General features: G+C 43.1%; 15 protein-coding genes, 1 tRNA gene and 1 pseudogene. 14 read left to right on the top strand and 3 right to left on the bottom strand.

What is annotated here, in order from left to right:
* Window positions 1-2,019, top strand: coding sequence for an FAD-binding protein (locus LLF92_11920; GenBank protein ID MCE5341812.1), 2,019 nt, complete (start codon window positions 1-3; stop codon window positions 2,017-2,019).
* A gap of 57 nt (window positions 2,020-2,076) precedes the next feature.
* Here the strand turns inward: LLF92_11920 and LLF92_11915 are convergent, their stop codons facing one another.
* A complete protein-coding gene (locus tag LLF92_11915) occupies window positions 2,077-2,838 on the bottom strand; it encodes a prepilin-type N-terminal cleavage/methylation domain-containing protein (GenBank protein MCE5341811.1) in 762 nt (253 codons plus the stop codon).
* 108 nt (window positions 2,839-2,946) lie between these two features.
* Window positions 2,947-3,018: transfer RNA gene (locus tag LLF92_11910), tRNA-Gly, on the bottom strand.
* Window positions 3,019-3,206: 188 nt separating this feature from the next.
* On the opposite strand from LLF92_11910, the gene LLF92_11905 reads away from it, so the two are divergent.
* The 6 genes and pseudogenes from LLF92_11905 to LLF92_11880 all read left to right on the top strand — a co-directional run bounded on the left by LLF92_11905 (window position 3,207) and on the right by LLF92_11880 (window position 8,762).
* Window positions 3,207-4,250, top strand: coding sequence for a PDDEXK nuclease domain-containing protein (locus tag LLF92_11905; protein ID MCE5341810.1), 1,044 nt, complete (start codon window positions 3,207-3,209; stop codon window positions 4,248-4,250).
* Window positions 4,251-4,253: 3 nt separating this feature from the next.
* Entirely contained in the window at window positions 4,254-5,387 is a 1,134-nt protein-coding gene (locus LLF92_11900) for a type III PLP-dependent enzyme (protein ID MCE5341809.1), read from the top strand.
* Between the two features lie 40 nt (window positions 5,388-5,427).
* Entirely contained in the window at window positions 5,428-6,270 is an 843-nt protein-coding gene (locus LLF92_11895; protein MCE5341808.1) for an alpha/beta hydrolase, read from the top strand.
* Between the two features lie 81 nt (window positions 6,271-6,351).
* Window positions 6,352-6,447 (top strand): annotated as a pseudogene (locus LLF92_11890) (2-deoxy-D-gluconate 3-dehydrogenase).
* A gap of 129 nt (window positions 6,448-6,576) precedes the next feature.
* Window positions 6,577-7,686, top strand: coding sequence for a sn-glycerol-3-phosphate ABC transporter ATP-binding protein UgpC (ugpC, locus tag LLF92_11885; GenBank protein ID MCE5341807.1), 1,110 nt, complete (start codon window positions 6,577-6,579; stop codon window positions 7,684-7,686).
* A 308-nt stretch (window positions 7,687-7,994) separates the two neighbouring features.
* Window positions 7,995-8,762 carry an AAC(3) family N-acetyltransferase gene (locus LLF92_11880; protein MCE5341806.1) on the top strand — a complete coding sequence of 256 codons (768 nt, stop codon included), beginning with the start codon at window positions 7,995-7,997 and terminating at the stop codon, window positions 8,760-8,762.
* Window positions 8,763-8,797: 35 nt separating this feature from the next.
* Here LLF92_11880 and LLF92_11875 read toward each other — a convergent pair whose 3' ends face one another.
* Window positions 8,798-9,856 (bottom strand): LacI family transcriptional regulator, encoded by a 1,059-nt coding sequence (locus LLF92_11875; GenBank protein MCE5341805.1) that lies wholly within the window; start codon window positions 9,854-9,856, stop codon window positions 8,798-8,800.
* A 153-nt stretch (window positions 9,857-10,009) separates the two neighbouring features.
* On the opposite strand from LLF92_11875, the gene LLF92_11870 reads away from it, so the two are divergent.
* The 7 genes from LLF92_11870 to LLF92_11840 all read left to right on the top strand — a co-directional run bounded on the left by LLF92_11870 (window position 10,010) and on the right by LLF92_11840 (window position 18,252).
* Entirely contained in the window at window positions 10,010-11,902 is a 1,893-nt protein-coding gene (locus tag LLF92_11870) for a hypothetical protein (protein ID MCE5341804.1), read from the top strand.
* A gap of 183 nt (window positions 11,903-12,085) precedes the next feature.
* The gene (locus LLF92_11865) at window positions 12,086-12,676 is read left to right on the top strand and encodes a hypothetical protein (GenBank protein MCE5341803.1); all 591 of its coding nucleotides are present in this window, start codon (window positions 12,086-12,088) and stop codon (window positions 12,674-12,676) included.
* Window positions 12,589-13,362, top strand: a complete 774-nt coding sequence (locus tag LLF92_11860; GenBank protein ID MCE5341802.1) for a DUF4434 domain-containing protein — start codon at window positions 12,589-12,591, stop codon at window positions 13,360-13,362. Before LLF92_11865 ends, LLF92_11860 begins: the two co-directional genes overlap by 88 nt.
* Window positions 13,359-14,321 carry a DUF4434 domain-containing protein gene (locus tag LLF92_11855; GenBank protein MCE5341801.1) on the top strand — a complete coding sequence of 321 codons (963 nt, stop codon included), beginning with the start codon at window positions 13,359-13,361 and terminating at the stop codon, window positions 14,319-14,321. Before LLF92_11860 ends, LLF92_11855 begins: the two co-directional genes overlap by 4 nt.
* 10 nt (window positions 14,322-14,331) lie before the next feature.
* Window positions 14,332-15,246, top strand: a complete 915-nt coding sequence (locus LLF92_11850) for a metallophosphoesterase (protein ID MCE5341800.1) — start codon at window positions 14,332-14,334, stop codon at window positions 15,244-15,246.
* 2 nt (window positions 15,247-15,248) lie between these two features.
* Complete coding sequence (locus LLF92_11845; protein ID MCE5341799.1) at window positions 15,249-16,424, top strand: AGE family epimerase/isomerase; 1,176 nt, start codon at window positions 15,249-15,251, stop codon at window positions 16,422-16,424.
* 16 nt (window positions 16,425-16,440) lie between these two features.
* Window positions 16,441-18,252 carry a hypothetical protein gene (locus LLF92_11840; protein MCE5341798.1) on the top strand — a complete coding sequence of 604 codons (1,812 nt, stop codon included), beginning with the start codon at window positions 16,441-16,443 and terminating at the stop codon, window positions 18,250-18,252.
* The last annotated feature ends 2 nt before the right edge of the window (window positions 18,253-18,254 follow it).

Raw genomic sequence — 18,254 nt, 5'->3', positions numbered from 1 at the left:
ATGCAAACAATAAAAGTAGCGAACCAAACGGTTAAAATTCACAGATTTAACACTGTAATTGTCGGCGCAGGTGCGGCCGGTATGAACTGCGCAAAAAAACTTTACGAATATTTCAGCGCAAAAGCAGTTGAAAATTCCGCATCACGAATCGCTGTTGTAACCGCAGGCCTGCCACTTGGCGCATCGAGAATGAGTGGCTCGGACAAGCAGACGTATTATAAAATGGGCACAAGCCCCGAAGTCGCCGACAGCGCTGAAAGTTTTGCAAAATCGCTTACTGCCGCCGGCTGCTGCCATAATGATTTGGCCACGGCCGAGGCAATCGGCTCACTTCGCGGCTTTTACAATCTCGTCGAAGCGGGCGTCCCGTTCCCGAATAACGCGATGGGTACTTATGTCGGCTATAAAACCGATCACGACCCCTATGAACGCGCGACATCCGCAGGGCCTAAAACCAGCAAATTTATGAGTCAGTGCCTTGAAAAAATCGTCCGCAGATATGGCATAGAAATTTTCGACAGATACGAGGCCGTGGAATTTTTGAAATCAGGCGAGCGAATTGTCGGATTGGTTACTTTATATAAGAAAGAACTGTCGAGCGATAATCTGGCGGTAAATGTTTTTCTTGCTGAAAATTTTGTCCTCGCAGCAGGCGGCCCCGGTACGCTTTACAAGACAAGCGTTTATCCACTCGGCCAAACAGGCATCCACGGCGTAGCGTTCAAGGCTGGATTAGCTGCCGAAAATCTGACAGAATCGCAATTTGGATTGGCGAGTACAAAATTTAGATGGAACGTTTCCGGCACATATATGCAGGTTATACCGCGAATCTTCAGCACCGACGCGAATGGAAATGATGAGTGTGAATTCCTTACGGATTTTTTTCCGACGATGAGCAAAATGGCTACTGATATATTTCTCAAAGGTTATCAATGGCCGTTCGACCCGCAGCGAATTGAAAATCTTCAATCGTCGCTGATAGATGTGCTGGTCTTCAATGAAAACCAAAAGGGCAGACGTGTCTTTATGGATTTTATGCACAATCCGATAGGTTCGAGTAGTATGTCCGAATTTAAAATCGAAGAACTTGAACCGGAGGCTTTGGATTATTTAAAAGCTACCGGCGCGATGCAGAAGTTGCCGATTGAGCGTCTGGAATATATGAACAGACCCGCGATAGACATTTACAAAGAGCACGACATAGATTTATACACCGAGCCATTGGAAATTTCCGTCTGTGCCCAGCACAATAACGGCGGCTTTGCCGTGAACAAATGGTGGGAGTCGAACATTAAGCATACTTTCGTGATTGGCGAAATGGCGGGTACGCATGGAGTTAAACGTCCTGGCGGCTCGGCACTGAACGCAGGTCAGGTCGGCGCCCAGCGAGCCGCTGAATTTATCGCAGGTGCGTACGATGCGGAAGTTTTTGCTGCGAATATTGATTTGCTCGCTTTGGAAAAATGTATCGCATCCGTAAAATCTCTGATAACCGGCTCGTTCAATTTGACCGCCGACGATGTGATTACCCAGTTGCAGGAAAGAATGACAAATTATGGTGGCCATATACGCAGATTGGAAGATGTCAAAGAGGCTCTTGCCGCTGCGGTTAAAATTTATCAGGATATAAAAAGGAAAGGCATCGTGGCAAAAAACGCTGACGAGATTATCTCTGCTGTCCAGGCTGAACAATTATCGCTTGCGAGTATTGCGTATTTGAAGGCTGCTGCGGCATTGCTGGAAGCCGGCAGTGGTTCACGAGGTTCGCATTTGGTGTTGAGCGATGATGGCGTAATGATTCACAAAGACGTTCTTGACTCGCAGACGAAAAAGCCGTTGAAATTTAAACCTGAAAATCAGGCGTTGAGAAATTCGATAATCAGAATTGTTATGGATGCTGATTCAAAAGATATGTTCTGCTGCGATACTATTGCTGTGAGAAAATATGAAAAAACATTACAGGCGTTCGAACCTGCATGGACAGATTACCGCACCGGCAAAATATATGATGGTCAGTAATTATTAGCCCAGCCATCATTTCAATCCCACTTGCTGGGACTATGGCTGGGTTTGTTTTTAATCTGCTTTGCGTGTCATTTCAGTTTGATTCCACGTTTTAAACCATTTGACGTGCATATCTGCAAACAGGATATTAAAGCCTTTGGAATGCGGCCCTTCTGCTGGTTCGTCATTATAGTTCCACAGATAACCGTTGGAGTCCGCGACATCGTCATTGAAACTGTTTGCATCGTCAGGGTCGATATTTTGATAAAGGCCTGCTGCATTAGACACTGGGCTGTCAACGAGCGGCAGGTCGTAGAGGATGACAAAAGCCTTAGGTGATTTAACTCTGTCTGGCGTAAGCAGGTAATAATCTTTTTTGTCGGTGGTTGTGGTTTCGCCCGGCGGATTAAACAGTGGTTTAAGTGCGGCATAAGCTGTTTGACCGGCCGGTATTTCGCGTCCTGCCCGGCTGTCATAGCAGTAACTTACTTGCGCTGCTTTCCGCAGAAGCATAGGACATTCATACAGTTTTTTTTCTTTGTGATATGGCCAAAGTCCTGCCGGCACGCCGAGCATCTTTTTATTGCCGATTTCCGGATTGGCGACAAATTGTTCCCATGTTACATTTACATCGTTTACGCAGACCGGATAAACTTTGTATTGCTGGGTGTATAAATTTACAGCGATGCCGAGTTGTTTGAGGTTATTGAGGCAGTAGATTTTGTAGGCGATTTGCCTTGCTTTGCCCAACGAAGGAACGAGTATTGCGACAAGTGCGACAATCACAGCAAGCACAACAAGCAGTTCAATAAGTGTAAATCCGTTTTTCTTCATAGTTTTGGAGATTATAACAAGAAATAGTTACCGTGTAAATCAGTGTTAATCCGTGTCTTAAGTTCAGTGTTCCGCCGCTGCGGAATCCGTGTCTTTCTTATAATTAAAAGCGGGCGAAGAGATTCGAACTCTCGACTTTCAGCTTGGGAAGCTGACGCTCTACCACTGAGTTACACCCGCAAATTTTTAACTTACAGATGAATATACTACCAAATCGTACGACAAATTGCCAGAAATTTTCCAAAAGACAATTATATTTGTCGGGATATGTTAATCGACGGCAAACAACCTAAATAAAACCTTGATTATGAGGGGGTTAGAGTGTATCTTTAAACGACGTTTTTTTATAAAGGATCGCAGGAAAAGATATGAAAAATGCCATGTCCCGGTCGGCAGAGGTTAAAATAGCAGGGAAGGGGTATTCTTCTCTTTTAAAGGATGTTAAAGAGCGTATCCGTTCTGCACAATATCAGGCACTTAAAGCTGTCAACAAAGAGCTGATTCAGCTTTACTGGGATATCGGCAAAATGATTGTCGAAAGGCAAAAAGGGGACAAATGGGGCAAATCGATAGTGGAAATGCTCGCAAAAGATTTGCAGGCGGAGTTCTCAGGTATTCAGGGGTTTTCGCCGGCCGGTTTATGGAGAATGCGTAATTTTTACATTGCTTATAATAAAAAAGAAAAACTCGCACCATTGGTGCGAGAAATTGGCTGGTCTCACAATTTAATAATATTTGAGAAGTGTAAAGATGATTTGGAACGCGAATTTTATATTCGTATGACGCGGCGAATGGGATGGAGTAAGAATGTTTTAATTCATCAAATCGAAAACGAAAGTTATGAAAAAACACTGTCAAGTCAAACCAACTTTGATAATGTCTTGCCTGTGCCGATTCGTAATCAGGCCAAACTTGCTGTGAAAGATGAATATATATTTGATTTTCTGGAACTCGGGGAGGAGCATTGCGAAGCAGAGTTAGAGCGGGCAATTATTTCCAGAACGAACCGCTTTCTTGTCGAAATGGGTGGGACATTTGCGTTTATGGGAAATCAGTATAGGCTGGAAATAGAAAATCAGGAATACTTTATTGATATTTTGCTTTATCACCGGTATCTTAAATGCCTTGTAGCGATTGAACTGAAAGTTGGTGAATTTAAGCCGGAATATGTCGGGAAAATGCAATTTTATTTGGCTGCCCTTGACGATACCGTAAAATTAAAAGGCGAAAATCCGGCAATCGGGATTATTTTGTGCAAAGAAAAGAAACGGACAATAGTCGAATATGCGTTGAAAGAAACTAAAAAGCCGATTGGGGTGGCGCAATATAAAATTACTTCCAAATTGCCTAAAGAACTCAAAAAACAACTTCCAACGCAAAAGCAAATTGAAAAACTTTTGGAGAATGTATAAATAATGAAAAATGATTTAGTAAAACTGGCCAAAAAGCACGGAACGCCGTTATTTATCCTCGACCACGACAAGATTCGTGAAAATTTTCGTACTTTCAAGAAGAATCTGCCGACAGTTCAGGCCTATTATGCGGTAAAAGCCAACTCCAATCAGGAAATCATTAAAACGCTTTTCAACGAAGGCGCGAGTTTCGATGTTGCTTCCTATAACGAGTTCATTCAGGTTTACGACCAGATTCAGAACTACCGCAAAAAAGACAAGGAGTTCTTTATCTGGGACAAAATCATCTTTTCAAATACCATCAAAGACAAAGACACTCTCCGCAAAATCAAAAAGTACAAACCGTTGATGACTTACGACAACGCGGACGAGGTTCAGAAAATTAAAAAATATTGTCCGACAGCAGGCCTTGTTCTTCGGCTGAAAGTGCCGGATACCGGTTCGCAGGTCGAGATGAGTTCAAAATTCGGAGCCGAGCCGGGCGATGCGATGGAGTTGATTAATTCTGCATTCGATTGCGGCCTGACGGTTGAGGGTTTGAGTTTTCACGTCGGCAGCCAGTGCACAAATTTCGACAACTACACAAACGCGTTGCAGATTACTTCGCAGATTTTCAACGAGTGCCGCAAGAAAGGCTACGCAACGAAAATCGTCGATATGGGCGGCGGGTTCCCTGTGCCTTACGATTCTTATTCGCCGAAATTTGAGCAGCTTGCACAGGTAATAAATTCTGAAATGAAAAGACTGTTTCCCGCTGACGCGGAATTTATAGCCGAGCCGGGACGGTTTATGGTCGCTACGACTGCGACGCTTGTTTCTGAAATTATCGGCAGGGCTCGTCGCGACGGAAAATTGTTCTATCATATTAACGATGGCGTTTATCATACGTTTTCAGGAATTGTTTACGACCACTGGATGCCGAATTTCACCGCGTTTAAACGCGGCAAAACAGAAGTTTGCGCGGTTGTAGGGCCGACCTGCGACAGTTTCGACAAAATTTCCGTTTCGGAACAACTGCCGGGCAATCTTGAAATCGGCGATTTGCTCGTAACCGAAAATATCGGGGCATATAGTGTTGCTTCATCGACGAAGTTCAACGGTTTTGATGGGGCGAAGATTCTGCACATAAATAAGTAGTCATTAATCAATAGTCATTAGCCGGTAGTAAAGGATGATAATGAAAAATGTAGTTTTTGGTTTTGTTTTAATGCTCTTGATTTGCACCTTTGCGAATGCTATGCAGGTTCAGACGGATATTGAGTATGGAAACGCAGGCGGGGAAAAGTTGCTTCTTGATGTTTATGAGCCGAATGGCAGCGGTGTTTTTCCGGCAGTTATCGTCGTTCACGGCGGAGCGTGGATTGGTGGGGACAAGCAGGGCGATGAGAAAATTTTCGCAAAGCCACTGACCGACGCCGACTTTGTTTGTGTGTCGATAAATTACAGACTTGCGCCGAAGCATAAATGGCCTGCCTGTTACGAAGATGTTCAAACAGCTATTAAATGGGTCAAAGCGAACGGTTCGCAATATAAAATCAACCCGAACTGCATCGCGGTGATGGGCTATTCGGCAGGTGGGCAGATTGCGGCTTTGGCTGCGATGACATCCGACAACGATAAGGAAGTGCAGGCAATCGTACTTGTCGCCTCTCCGACTGATTTGGTATATGATGGAATGCGGCGAGGCGATATATCCATATATCTGAATACTGTGCTGGGCTTTAAGAAGCTTGATGCGCAATCGCTGCAATTGCTTTGGGATATATCACCCATCAATTACGTCAGGCCGGGACTGCCGCCGTTTCTTTTGATGCATGGGACGGCTGACACTACAGTGCCGTATCAGCTTTCAATAAATTTCAAAACCAGACTTGACGTGACAAATGTGCCTTATGATATAATATCGATTGAGGGTGGAACGCATAATATTAAAGGCTGGGGTGCCTGTGATAAAGAATATGTGAATAAAACAGTCGAATGGCTCAAAAATAATTTGAAGCATAATTTAAATAGTAAATAGCTGATAGTATTAGGAAAGCAATGAGAGCGGTAATTTTTGCATTTGTTTTGGTTTGTTAACTTACGTAACCGTAAATGCGATGATTTAAAAGGTGCTGTCGTTTTCCTCGCTTCCCAGGCCGCTTCGTACCTGTACGGCTCGATAGTTCCGGTTGACGGAGGCTGGCTGACAAGATAACTGAACCAGGCATAGAGATCGCCGTTTGCCTGTGTTGTTAAAATTAATTAGAAACCGGTTGTTTACAAGTTATTTTGTGTTTGGTATAATTCCTCTTTTACTGTAAAATATATCAGAAGGTGCTGAATTATGGCCAGAGTCTTTCTTAAAGACGTCAAAAAAATATATGACAATGGTTTCGAGGCGGTCAAAGGTGCCAATCTTAATATCGCCGACAAGGAATTTATGGTTATAGTCGGGCCTTCCGGCTGCGGCAAGACCACAACGCTGCGAATGATAGCGGGACTGGAAGATATTTCCGATGGAACAATAACCATTGGCGATAAAGTCGTTAATGATGTTCCGCCCAAAGACCGCGATATCGCGATGGTTTTTCAGAATTACGCGCTTTATCCTCACATGACAGTTTTTCAAAATCTTGCGTTCAGTCTGAAGCTTCGCAAATATCCCAAAGATGAAATAAAAAAACGTGTTACCGAAGTTGCTGAAATGCTCGACATCAGCAGTCAGCTCGACAAAAAACCAAAAGCGCTCTCTGGTGGTCAGCGTCAGCGAGTTGCGCTGGGGCGTGCGATAGTTCGCAACCCGGCGGCGTTTTTGTTCGATGAGCCGTTGAGTAATCTCGACGCCAAACTTCGCGTAACGACACGAGCGGAATTAAAAGCACTTCACAGGAGACTTAATACGACATCGATTTATGTAACGCACGACCAGGCCGAAGCTATGACGCTCGGCGACAGGATATGCGTTATGTACAACGGCGAAATTCAGCAGGTTGCGCCGCCGATGGAAGTTTATGACAAGCCTGTGAATCGTTTTGTCGCGGGCTTTCTCGGCACTCCGCCGATGAATTTTCTTAAAGGTAAAATATCTTCCCAAAACGGCAAAATTGTTTTTATTCTTAACGACGGTGATGTTGTTGAGATAAAAAGTACCGGTAGCCGGTTTAAAAATTATATCGATAAGGAAATGGTTCTCGGCGTAAGGCCGGAGCATTTGACGGTTGAGCCATTGGCCGGCCAGATGAACAACGGCATTAAATCAAAAGTTAATGTGGTCGAACCACTCGGCGACAGAAAAGATATTTATCTGACGAGCACGTCAGGACAGAAATTTATTGCCAATCTTGACCCGCACACATCGCTGGATGTTGATCATCTGGTAACGATGTATATTGATGTGAATAAACTGCATATATTTGAGCTTGGCGAAACCGGGGAAAATATAAGCATTAGCTAATATTTCAGGCAACCTCTGTTATGAGGCCACTGTTCAAGAGTACGGTAGTTGTCTGCGTTCAATTCCAATATCACGATGTGATGAGCCAGCATGTCATCTTGCGAATATCACAAGAAAAATATTGACCATCGGCTGCATAGATGGTAGAGTGTGGGTAACGTTGGCCATGTTTTCTTTTTTGGAGAAAAAATGTTAAACAGTTGCTCAAGATAGCGTTGGCGGCTGTTTCTGGTGGAATTTAGTTAGAGAATTTAAGAGCGAACCGCGTTTACAGAGTGTCGTTGCGGACTTAAGGGATGCAATTCAAAATGGAAAATAAAATCGTTGTTACAAAGCAGCAAATTGTTACAGGCTTAAAAATGCTCGGCCTCAAAGCCGGCGATACCGCATTAGTTCATAGTTCGTTATCGCGTTTCGGAATTGTTACCGGCGGCGTGGATACTGTTATAGATGCTCTTTTGGAAGCGGTCGCTCGTGATGGCACAATTATTGTTCCAACTCTGACAGGCTCCGAAAAATTATGCCCCGCCAATCCGCCGGTTTTCGATGTAATTAATTCTCCCTGCTGGACTGGCAAAATTCCTGAAACATTCAGAAAGAGAAGCACTGCGGCTCGTAGTCTTCATCCAACACATTCTGTTTCCGCTATCGGCGCAAAAGCAAAATATTTTACCGAAGGCCATGAAAATTGTGTAACTCCCTGCGGTTTGAATTCGCCATATCATAAACTTGCTCTATCGGATGGATATGTCCTTATGTTGGGCGTTGACCTTGAATGCTGCACGTTATTCCACACGGCCGAAGAGTTGGCAGACGTCGATTATGTCAACCAGAAGGATTTCGTGACTGCTACGGTGAAGGATTATCAAGGCAGAGAGACGAAGTTGAAGTTGAAAATCCATAAATATGGTGACGAGCGGAATTTCCAGAAGATGGAAATTATTTTGATGGAAAAATGTATTTTGAAAAAGGGGAAAATCGGAAACGCTGAAATTCGTTTGATAAAAGCCGGCCCGTTTTTGGATTTGACAATACAGATATTAAAGCAGGACTCCAAATTTCTTTTGTTGCACTGACTGTTGTTGTATTGCCATTTTTGCACAATATTCTGCTATTTTAAAGAAATGTCTTTTACAGATTCACGGCTTACAAGTTTGGGTTTGACGATGTAAATATTATCGCCGTTGTTATTTGCCATGCTGTCTTCATTTTTGCCGAGTATTAAATTGGTCGCCTCGAAACCGAGTGCTCCATCCGGCTGTTTTATAACTGTAATTGGCGGATTGCTCCAGTGGCTTACCAGGGGCGAATCATCGAATCCGATTATGGAACATTCGTTAGGTACTTTGATTCCGTGCTGTTGTAAAAGGTTTAAAACGCCTGCCGCAATGTAATCGTCATAAGTGAACACTGCCGAATAATTTTTAATATGGTCGAGTAGAACCTCGAACGGTTTAATAGAGAATGGCGCATCCGGCTGCGTATCGATGTATAACGTGATGTTATCATTTAGTGGAATATTATTTTTTTCATATTCGCGTTTGAAGCCGGACAATCTTTCATTTGAAAAGTGTGTAACGCTGTATGAAAGGCTTTTAGCCAGTTTATATGTAATATAACATACTTTCTTATGTCCGTTCTTTATGAGGTGTTTTGCTGCCAGTGACCCGCCGTAGGCATTATCGACCAGTACTGAACAGGCGTCACATTCATATTTATCCAAGAGGCAGACGACTTTGATTCCGCTCTTAATTAGCTGTTTAATTTTTTCGACGACCTGTTGTTGGCCGCGTGATTTTATAATAATGCCGTCAACTTTTTTGTTGGCCATAAATTCGAGCTGCTTGAGTTCTGTTTTCGTGTCCCATTGGGTTAGGCCGAATATTAAGCCGTGGTCGTATTCCTGTGCGTGATGTTGAATATTTGTTACGAGTTCATCTATTTGGTGGGAGAAGAAGCTTGGCACAATCAGGCCGATAAGAAAACTTGAATTGCTTCGCAGGGCTCGTGCCGCCGTGTTGGGTTGATAGCCGATGCGTTTTGCTTCCTGCAAAATTTTTTCGCGCAGTGCTTTACTTACGTGTCCTGCGTTTCGCAATGCACGCGATACTGATATGGGAGATATTCCCATTTTTCTCGCTATGTCAACTATCGTTGGTGCTTTGTTCATAACCATCCTATTGGCAGAGATTTAAATATAAACTTTTTCTAAAAAAATGACAGCATAATTCACAAAATTTTAATCAGAGATTGACAGTGCTGTTTTAAATATGTAAGATAACCTTGGACAACGTTGTCCAAGGTTGGCATAGAAAGCAGGGCTATGTGGTCGAAACACATTATTGATGCAGTAGTTGTAGCAGTGTACCTGATACTTTCGTTTGTGTTTGGAATTTTTGCGACGAAAATTTTGAAGACGGGCGATGTTAAAGGGGACGAGCATGATGAGGAGAATTATTTTCTTGCCGGCCGAAAAATGTCCGGCTGGATTAATGGTATTTCAAACGCAGTAACAGCGATGAATGCTGATATGGCACCGGCCTATTATGGCGTAGCGGTTGTGATGGGACTTTCGATGTGCTGGTTTTATATGTCGAATTATGCCTTGTGTATGCTGGTGCTTGGCCTTTTATTTGGTGCCAAGTGGCGGCAACTGCGTGTTTTTACAGGGCCGGAATTTTTTACTTTGCGTTTTGGCGGTTCAGGCGGGCGGTTTGTACGAGTATGGTCTTCGCTGACGGCGGTTTTCATTGGCATGGTTCCGTGGATTGGTGCCGGTATGCTTGGTGTGCACGTAATATTAGGCCCGATATTTGGAATTGACAGCAAGACAGTTACATTGCTGATTGTGTTGCCGGTGATAGTTATCTATGTGTGGGTGAATGGATTTGTCGGTGTGATTGTTACTGATGCGATGCAGACGGTAGTGATTATTCTGGCGCATGCGATTCTTACTGTAATTGTATTAATAAAATTCGGCGGTCCATCCGGTATTGTCGCGGCGATACAGCATGCACATTCGAGCTATATTTCACATGAAATATTATCAATAATGCCCAAACCCGGCCATAGAGTTTTTGGCCCCATGATGGTGCTTATATGGGGAATTATCTTTACGGTCGGTTCGGGTGGAAATGTAGGCTCCGAAGGTCAGCGAATGATATCGTGCAGGGATTCGAAGGAGGCCGCGAAAGTGGGTGTTTGGTCAAATATAGCGTATTTTGTGATGTTGATGCTTATGACGCTTCCGGCGATGGGAACGCTGGCAGACCATCCGGAATTTTACGCTGCCGACCCTGCCGGAAGGGAGGCTGCTTACGCGGCGGCTCTTAATGATTATCTTCCGGTTGGATTCCTGGGGCTTGCTCTTGCTGCGCTTCTTGCGGCCGTGATGAGTACGATTAGTACGCATATGAATTATGGCGCACAAACATTATTGAATGATGTATATCGACCGTTTTTTAATAAAGAGCTTTCAGGCAGCGCAGCCGTTTGGGTGGGGAGGCTGCTGATGCTTGTTGTGCTTGGTTCATCTATTGTGGTTGTATATTTCGCAAAAAGTCTTCTCGGTATCGCTGTTGTTATGGGCGGATTGTTTGGTTCTACCGCTGTGATGAGCTGGGGGCAATGGTGGTGGTGGCGGGTGAATTTCTGGTCGTGGGTTGCGGCGAATGTTGGCGGGCCGATTGTTTATTTGCTGCTTGGCTGGATATTAAAATATGTGCCGTGGTGGGCGGAGCATTTACAAATGAGTGAATCGATGGCTCAACAGTTGGGAATGTGGCAGGCAATGGGTGGAATGGTTCTTACAACCGTTGTATGGGTTGTAGTTGCGATTTTTACCAAGCCGGCTGATATTGAAGTTTTGAAGGAATTTTATCGAAGAGCCAGACCTATGGGGGCGTGGGGGCCGATACATGATGCGGTGAAAGCTGAAGATGGAGCAAATGCACTGCCGTCAGAGCCGAGGCATTTAATTGCGTCAGGTTTTGCGGTGAGTTTTGTCGGACTTGTCTGGACGTGGTTTGCGGTTCTTGCGTGTTCTGAATTATTCGTTGGAAGATATTTTCAGGCGGCGTGGAAGGCACTTGTCGCATTGCTCTTTGGCTGGTGGTTCAAACGTCTGTTCAACTGGTATGTGGAAAGATTGACCAGAAACGATGAACTGCATAAAAAATTAATGGAAAAAAGATTAAAGATAAATCAAGTGTACTAATTTAAAATGATGTTTTAAGTTAGAAAAAACGGCAAATTTAAGTAAACGCAGTAAATTTACAAAAGAAAAAAAATTGACTTTGCAATTTAAAACAGATAATATTAACCTAAGGACAACGTTAGCCCTTGTAAGTAAATTGTCTTTCGCAAGCTCCAAATTTGGAGTGAAAAAGATTGGTGGCAAATGAAGTTGACCCGGCAAAAATGCACATGGTCGCAATTAATATTTTTGGTTTTACTGATATTTATTAGTTCCACTTCTTTTGCGCAGCTTACGCCGCGGGCTAAAAAACTTCTTCACGCAAAAACTGTACAAATAGACCTGGGGTTTGATATATACAAAGACCGCAGCGCAAGAAGCATCGCCGAGGAAATAATAGCAAACGGTTATGAAGGGGTTTTTTATTTCGTAACATCCGACAAGGGCATAAGAAAAGATGTTATTGAGGAACTCCAGAAAAGAGACATTCCCGTAGCGGCGCTTTTATGTGCATCTGGCACATATATGCCGGAGGATGAACGGATTAAAGACTGGGAAAAATACCGCATGGAATTCACAAACAATTCCATGGATCAATATAAATTAATGACGTTTATAGATAAGGATTACCTGGCATGGATGAAAAACCGTGTTGTAGCTATTCTTAGTAAAAATGGTTTTGACGGTTTCACTTTCGCCGAAGTAATATCGAAAAAGAAGGATATAAAGGCAAAGCATATTATAATTCGAAATTATATCCCGCGAAGGTGCCGATGGCCGCGGATGACCCGATAGAAGCGATTCTCGATGAGGCTGATAAGACTGGCTCAAGTGTCTTTCTCGGCGTCGGGTTGTATGCCTGGTTCGATTTTACAAAAGGTTCTCTTGAATGGCATAAGAAAGTCGCTAAGGAATTATGGGATTTATACGGCAAACATAAATCTTTTTACGGCTGGTACGTATCGGAAGAAATTTTCGGTAGTCTTGGTGATGATGAAAATCGCAGGCAGGAAGTCGTCGCGTTTTTTAAGGAATTTAAGGAATATACAAAGTCTCTATGTCCAGACAAGCCGGTAATGCTTGCGCCGAACTGTTATTTTTTGATATTTGGAATGGGATATTGGCCGGAGCTTCTTAAAAATCTCGATATTGTTTGCCCGTTCGGATTTCACCGGATGCCGCTCGGTGATACTACAGGTCAACAGGCGGTAGAGACGTTAAGAAAACTTTGCGACCGGGCAAATACGCAGTTATGGCTGGATATGGAAGTTTTTCTTTTTGCCGAAGATGAGGCGTTGTATCCTCGGCCGATTGATGAAATAGTCAGCGATTTTGAAAAATTCAATAAATTTGAAAAAATATTATGTTATCAGTTTCCCGGCCTGATGAATCCTCCGTGGACTAAATTCAAACTTGGCGGACAGCGGGCAGTAAGTCTTTTTAACGATTATAAAAAGTATTTTGAAGGCATTATGAAATGAAGATTACAGGAACTTTCCTTGATGAAATAACGGTTGATATTCCTTCCAACAACTGGGGGCGAGAAGAATGGGCAAAAGATTTTGCAGCGATGAAAAAAATAGGAATAGATACTGTTATCATAATTCGTTGCGGATGGGGCAATCAGGCGATTTTCGATTCGCGTGTTTTGAAAAAGAAAATACAATTATTGCCTGTATATTATGACCTTGCGGAAATGTTTCTCGAACTCGCCGAGAAAAATAATATGTCGCTTTATTTCGGCACTTATGATTCGAATGTATTCTGGCGGGAAGGTAAATTTGATGATGAGCTGGGAATAAATATTGAGCTTATGTATGAGGTTTGGAAGAAATATGGTAAATACAAAGCATTTGCCGGCTGGTATTTGACGCACGAATTTGGCAGAAGATATTATACCGTGGCCGAAGATGAGAAAAACCGCAGTGGAAATGGTAATACACGGTGCGTTGATTTACCTGTTTACCAGAAGAAACTGGCGGATGTGTGCAAGCAAATCAGCGGCAATTTGCCTGTTATAATGTCGCCTTATATGTGGGGCAAAAAAATTGTCGGCCAGAGCGCTATCAGTATTGAACAGCATCGAAAAGAATGGGATGAAATTCTCTCGATTCTTCATAAGAGTGTTGATATAGTTGCTTTTCAGGACGGCCATGTTGATTATGATGTATTGAAAGATTATATTGCAGTCAATAATGAATTAATAAAAAAATACGAAATGAAGGCGTGGTCTAACGTTGAAAGTTTTGACAGAGACATACCTTTTAATTTTCCGCCGATTGACTGGCGAAAGATGCAGTGGAAACTGGATTTTGCTCAAAGTGCAGGCGTTGAGAAATGTATCACATTTGAATTCTCGCATTTTATGAGTCCATATTCAACATGGCCTGCTGCAGGAAATATTTATAAAAGATATTGCGAGCATTTTAAAATAAAATAAGGAAGTAAAATTGAAAACGAGGTTTTGTACTTTATTCGTTGGCATCATTCTATCATTAACAATTGTCGTTAATGGTGCGCAATCAAATCGTGTGATTCGTTTTGCTCATTTTACGGACATACATATGACGCCGGACAATAATGCGCCGCAGCGGTTCACAAAAGCATTGGAATATATGCAGTCTTTGCCGGACAAGCCGGAACTTTTGATTACGGGCGGCGACAATGTAATGGATTCATTTGCCGCGACTGACAACGATGCGATGGTGTTGTTTAATCTTGTTAAAAAGCTTATGAAGGATAATTGCCATATCCCTGTTAAATACTGCATTGGCAATCACGATTTGTGGGGCTGGGACAAAAAATCCAGCCAGACAACCGGCAATGAAGAATTTTGGGGCGTAAAACGACCGATTCACGAATTTAATATGCCGGGACGGTATTACAGCTTCGATGTTAAAAACTGGCACTTTATAATCCTTGAAAATATTATGTCGGATGGCAAAGACAGCTACCTTGTGAAGCTCGATGATGAACAGTTTAACTGGCTTTCAGGTGAACTTGAGAAAAATAAAGATAAATATGTTGTGATTGTTTCGCACGCTCCGATTCTTTCTGCGGCGGCCTTTTTTGACGATAAGGAAAGTGAAAAATCCGGCGATTGGTCTATTTACCGCGGCTATATGGATATCGATGCCCGCAAACTCAAAGACCTTTTCTATAAATACCCCGGCGTGAAACTTTGTATCAGCGGCCATCTGCATTTACTTGATACTGTTGTATATAATGGTATAATGTATATCTGTGATGGTTCCGTATGCGGAAGCTGGTGGGGCGGGAAGTATCAGGAAACGAAAGAAGGTTTCGGCGTGTTCGACCTTTACAGCGACGGAACTTTTAAACATCAATATATTAATTGGGAGTAAAAATGGTAAAAAAGGATTTTGTTAAGTATGGTGCTTTTTATGAAAAAGCATTGTCGGATGTGATTAATTTCTGGTCAAAAAATTCCCTCGATAAAAAATACGGCGGATATTTTACCTGTCTTGACACAAAAGGCGAAGTTTACGATACAGATAAATTCGTCTGGCTTCAGTGCAGAGAAGTCTGGATGTTTTCCGCTCTTTACAACAGATTTGAAAAAAGAAAGCAATGGCTCGATAATGCCAAACTCGGCGTTGATTTCCTTGCCAAAAAGGGAATGGACAAAAACGGCGATTGGTATTTTTCGCTTGATAGAAAAGGCACGCCTCTCATCGCTCCATATAATATTTTCAGCGATTGTTTTGCCGCAATGGCGTTCAGTCAGTATGCTCTGGCAAGCGGCAGTAAAAAAGCTCAAACAATAGCTTATGATACATATCAAAATATTCTGAAACGCAAATCGAATCCGAAAGGCAAATATACAAAAGCTGTTCCCGGCTCAAGGCCAATGATGTCGCTGGCTGTTCCTATGATTTTGGCGAACCTTTCGCTTGAGCTGGAATGGATGTTGCCGAAAAAACAGCTTGAATCAGCTCTTGATATGTGTGTCAGGGAAGTGATGGGTGTATTCTATGATAAGAAGACAGGACTGCTGATAGAAAATGTCGGACCAAAAGGCGAAAAGCTGGATTGTTTCGAGGGAAGATTAGTCAACCCCGGCCATACGATTGAAGCGATGTGGTTTATGATGGATATTGCCTGCCGACGAAATGATGAAGTTCTATTAAATAAATGCTGCGAGATAATGCTGCACACTCTTAAATACGGCTGGGACAAAAAATATGGCGGCATCTTTTATTTTATGGATATCGAGGGAAATCCCACGCAGCAGCTTGAATGGGACCAGAAGCTCTGGTGGGTGCATTTAGAAACGCTTGTTGCGCTGGTCAAAGCTTATTCAAACACAGGTAAAAAAGAATATTGGAATTGGTTTGAAAAGATTCATGATTATTCATGGAGCCATTTCAACGATAAGAAATATGGCGAGTGGTTTGGCTATTTAAACAGACGCGGCGAAGTTCTATTTCAATCCAAAGGCGGAAAATGGAAGGGCTTTTTCCATCTCCCGCGAGCGTTGCTGCTTTGTACGAAAGAGTTTGAAAAATTAGCAAAAATGTAACAGAAAGTAGTATTTTATGAATCGAGTTTTGGATTTATCCGTTATTATTGCGTACCTTGCGTGTACTTTTATTATTGGTATCTTCGCAAGCAAAATTCTTCATCGCAGCCGCAAAACAACGGATGATTTCTTCCTTGCAGGCCGGGATATGAAAGGCTGGGTAACCGGCATTTCCTTTTCGCTTGTCGCAATCAATGCCGATGTCGCGCCGCTCTATGTCGGAATGAGTGCCGCATTGGGACTTTCTGTTTGCTGGTTTTTCCTCTCACGTTTTGCTTTGGGCTGGCTGATTTTGGCAACGCTTTTTGCGGTGAAGTGGCGTCAGCTTGGAATCGCGACCGGGCCGGAATTTTTTTCGTTGAGATTCAAAGGTAATGAAGGAAAATTTGTTCGCGTCTATTCCTGCTTTTACGGCGTTATAGTCGGTATGATTCCGTGGATTGGCGCAGGGCTGCTCGGACTGCATATGATTGCAGGCCCAATTTTTCACATCGAAAATAAAATGATTACTATAGCAATAGTAACGCCTATTATGCTTGGTTATATATGGGTGTCGGGTTTGGCCGGCGTTCTTATTGTCGATGTTTTTCAGGGCATAATAATATTTTTAGCCAATATGGCGTTGTTGTTAATTGTTTTATTTCACTTTGGCGGCCCATCGGGTCTTGCGGATTCAATTACAAAAATACACGGAACTTTTGCGCCGGATATAATGAATCCATTACCACAGGCCGGCAATGCGATTTTGACTCCGTTGGTGATTGTCGCATGGCTTATCCTTTCGAACGTCGGCCTGGGCGGAACTGTCGGCATAGAAGGCCAGCGGGTGATTTCCTGTCGTAATAACAGAGAGGCCGCTAAAATGGGCGTATGGGCGGAAATCGCGCTTTTCGTTCTTTTGTTGACTCTAACGCTGCCGGCTCTTGGCGCGATAGTTAATCATCCGGAATTATACCGTGCTATTCCCGCAGAACGAGAAAAAGCGTATGGCCTTTTGCTTGCGGATTTTATGCCTCCGGGAGTATTGGGGCTGGCTCTTGCGGCCATCATTGCTTCTGTTATGTCCACAGTTGCGGGATTTTTGAGTTATGGTTCGCAGACTCTCGTCAACGATGCGTATGGCCCTCTGGTTGGCAAACCTTCCGATAAAAAAGCGCTTTGGCTTGGAAGATTTTTTATGATATTAATTATGGCGGCATCTTTGCTTGTTGTTTTCAATTCAAACAGCCTTATGGGAATCGCGGTAATGTTGACGGGCATTTTTGGCTCGACAGCGTTAATCGGCTGGGCACAATGGTGGTGGTGGCGAATTAATTTCAAATCATGGGTAACCGCTAATATTGCCGGGCCGGTAGTTTATTTTGCAATTCAGTTTATTTGCAGCAGAATTGACTGGTGGCAGCAGCAATCGATGAAAGCAGAATCCATCGAGCAGCAGATGCAAATGTATCAGGCTATTATTGCGATGGTAATCACAACCGTTTTGTGGATGCTTGTTGCGATTTTCACAAAGCCGGAGGATATGTGGCTTTTGAAAAAGTTCTATCGTAAGGCCAATCCGCAGGGTTTTTGGAAACCTGTGCGACTGGCGATTGAAGCCGAAGACGGCATAAAAATACAAAATCCGCGTTTTTTAATTTCTGCCGGCTTCCTCATTGCAACAATCGGTGCTGCCTGGCTGATACTTTCAATTCTATGTCTTTCAGTGCTTTTTGTAGGCAAGTGGGGGCAGGCGGCCGCTTATGGTATTCCTGCTATTGTATTAGGTATTGTTTTTAAATATACTTTTGTATGGCATATCGACAGAATGTCGCGAGCCAATATATAAGG

The organism is Planctomycetaceae bacterium, assembly GCA_021371795.1.
In the GTDB taxonomy this organism is placed as follows: Bacteria; Planctomycetota; Phycisphaerae; order Sedimentisphaerales; family UBA12454; genus UBA12454.
The sequence above is the reverse complement of the archived record's forward strand: the minus strand, read 5'-3'. Positions and strand labels throughout refer to the sequence as shown.

Bases quoted from the DNA above. Each gene is read 5' to 3' on its own strand.
- LLF92_11865 (MCE5341803.1), top strand. From the start codon at position 12,086: ATGAAGTTGACCCGGCAAAAATGCACATGGTCGCAATTAATATTTTTG.
- LLF92_11905 (MCE5341810.1), top strand. From the start codon at position 3,207: ATGAAAAATGCCATGTCCCGGTCGGCAGAGGTTAAAATAGCAGGGAAG.
- LLF92_11920 (MCE5341812.1), top strand. From the start codon at position 1: ATGCAAACAATAAAAGTAGCGAACCAAACGGTTAAAATTCACAGATTT.
- LLF92_11875 (MCE5341805.1), bottom strand. From the start codon at position 9,856: ATGAACAAAGCACCAACGATAGTTGACATAGCGAGAAAAATGGGAATA.
- LLF92_11895 (MCE5341808.1), top strand. From the start codon at position 5,428: ATGAAAAATGTAGTTTTTGGTTTTGTTTTAATGCTCTTGATTTGCACC.
- LLF92_11915 (MCE5341811.1), bottom strand. From the start codon at position 2,838: ATGAAGAAAAACGGATTTACACTTATTGAACTGCTTGTTGTGCTTGCT.
- ugpC (MCE5341807.1), top strand. From the start codon at position 6,577: ATGGCCAGAGTCTTTCTTAAAGACGTCAAAAAAATATATGACAATGGT.
- LLF92_11855 (MCE5341801.1), top strand. From the start codon at position 13,359: ATGAAGATTACAGGAACTTTCCTTGATGAAATAACGGTTGATATTCCT.
- LLF92_11845 (MCE5341799.1), top strand. From the start codon at position 15,249: ATGGTAAAAAAGGATTTTGTTAAGTATGGTGCTTTTTATGAAAAAGCA.
- LLF92_11900 (MCE5341809.1), top strand. From the start codon at position 4,254: ATGAAAAATGATTTAGTAAAACTGGCCAAAAAGCACGGAACGCCGTTA.
- LLF92_11870 (MCE5341804.1), top strand. From the start codon at position 10,010: ATGTGGTCGAAACACATTATTGATGCAGTAGTTGTAGCAGTGTACCTG.
- LLF92_11840 (MCE5341798.1), top strand. From the start codon at position 16,441: ATGAATCGAGTTTTGGATTTATCCGTTATTATTGCGTACCTTGCGTGT.
- LLF92_11880 (MCE5341806.1), top strand. From the start codon at position 7,995: ATGGAAAATAAAATCGTTGTTACAAAGCAGCAAATTGTTACAGGCTTA.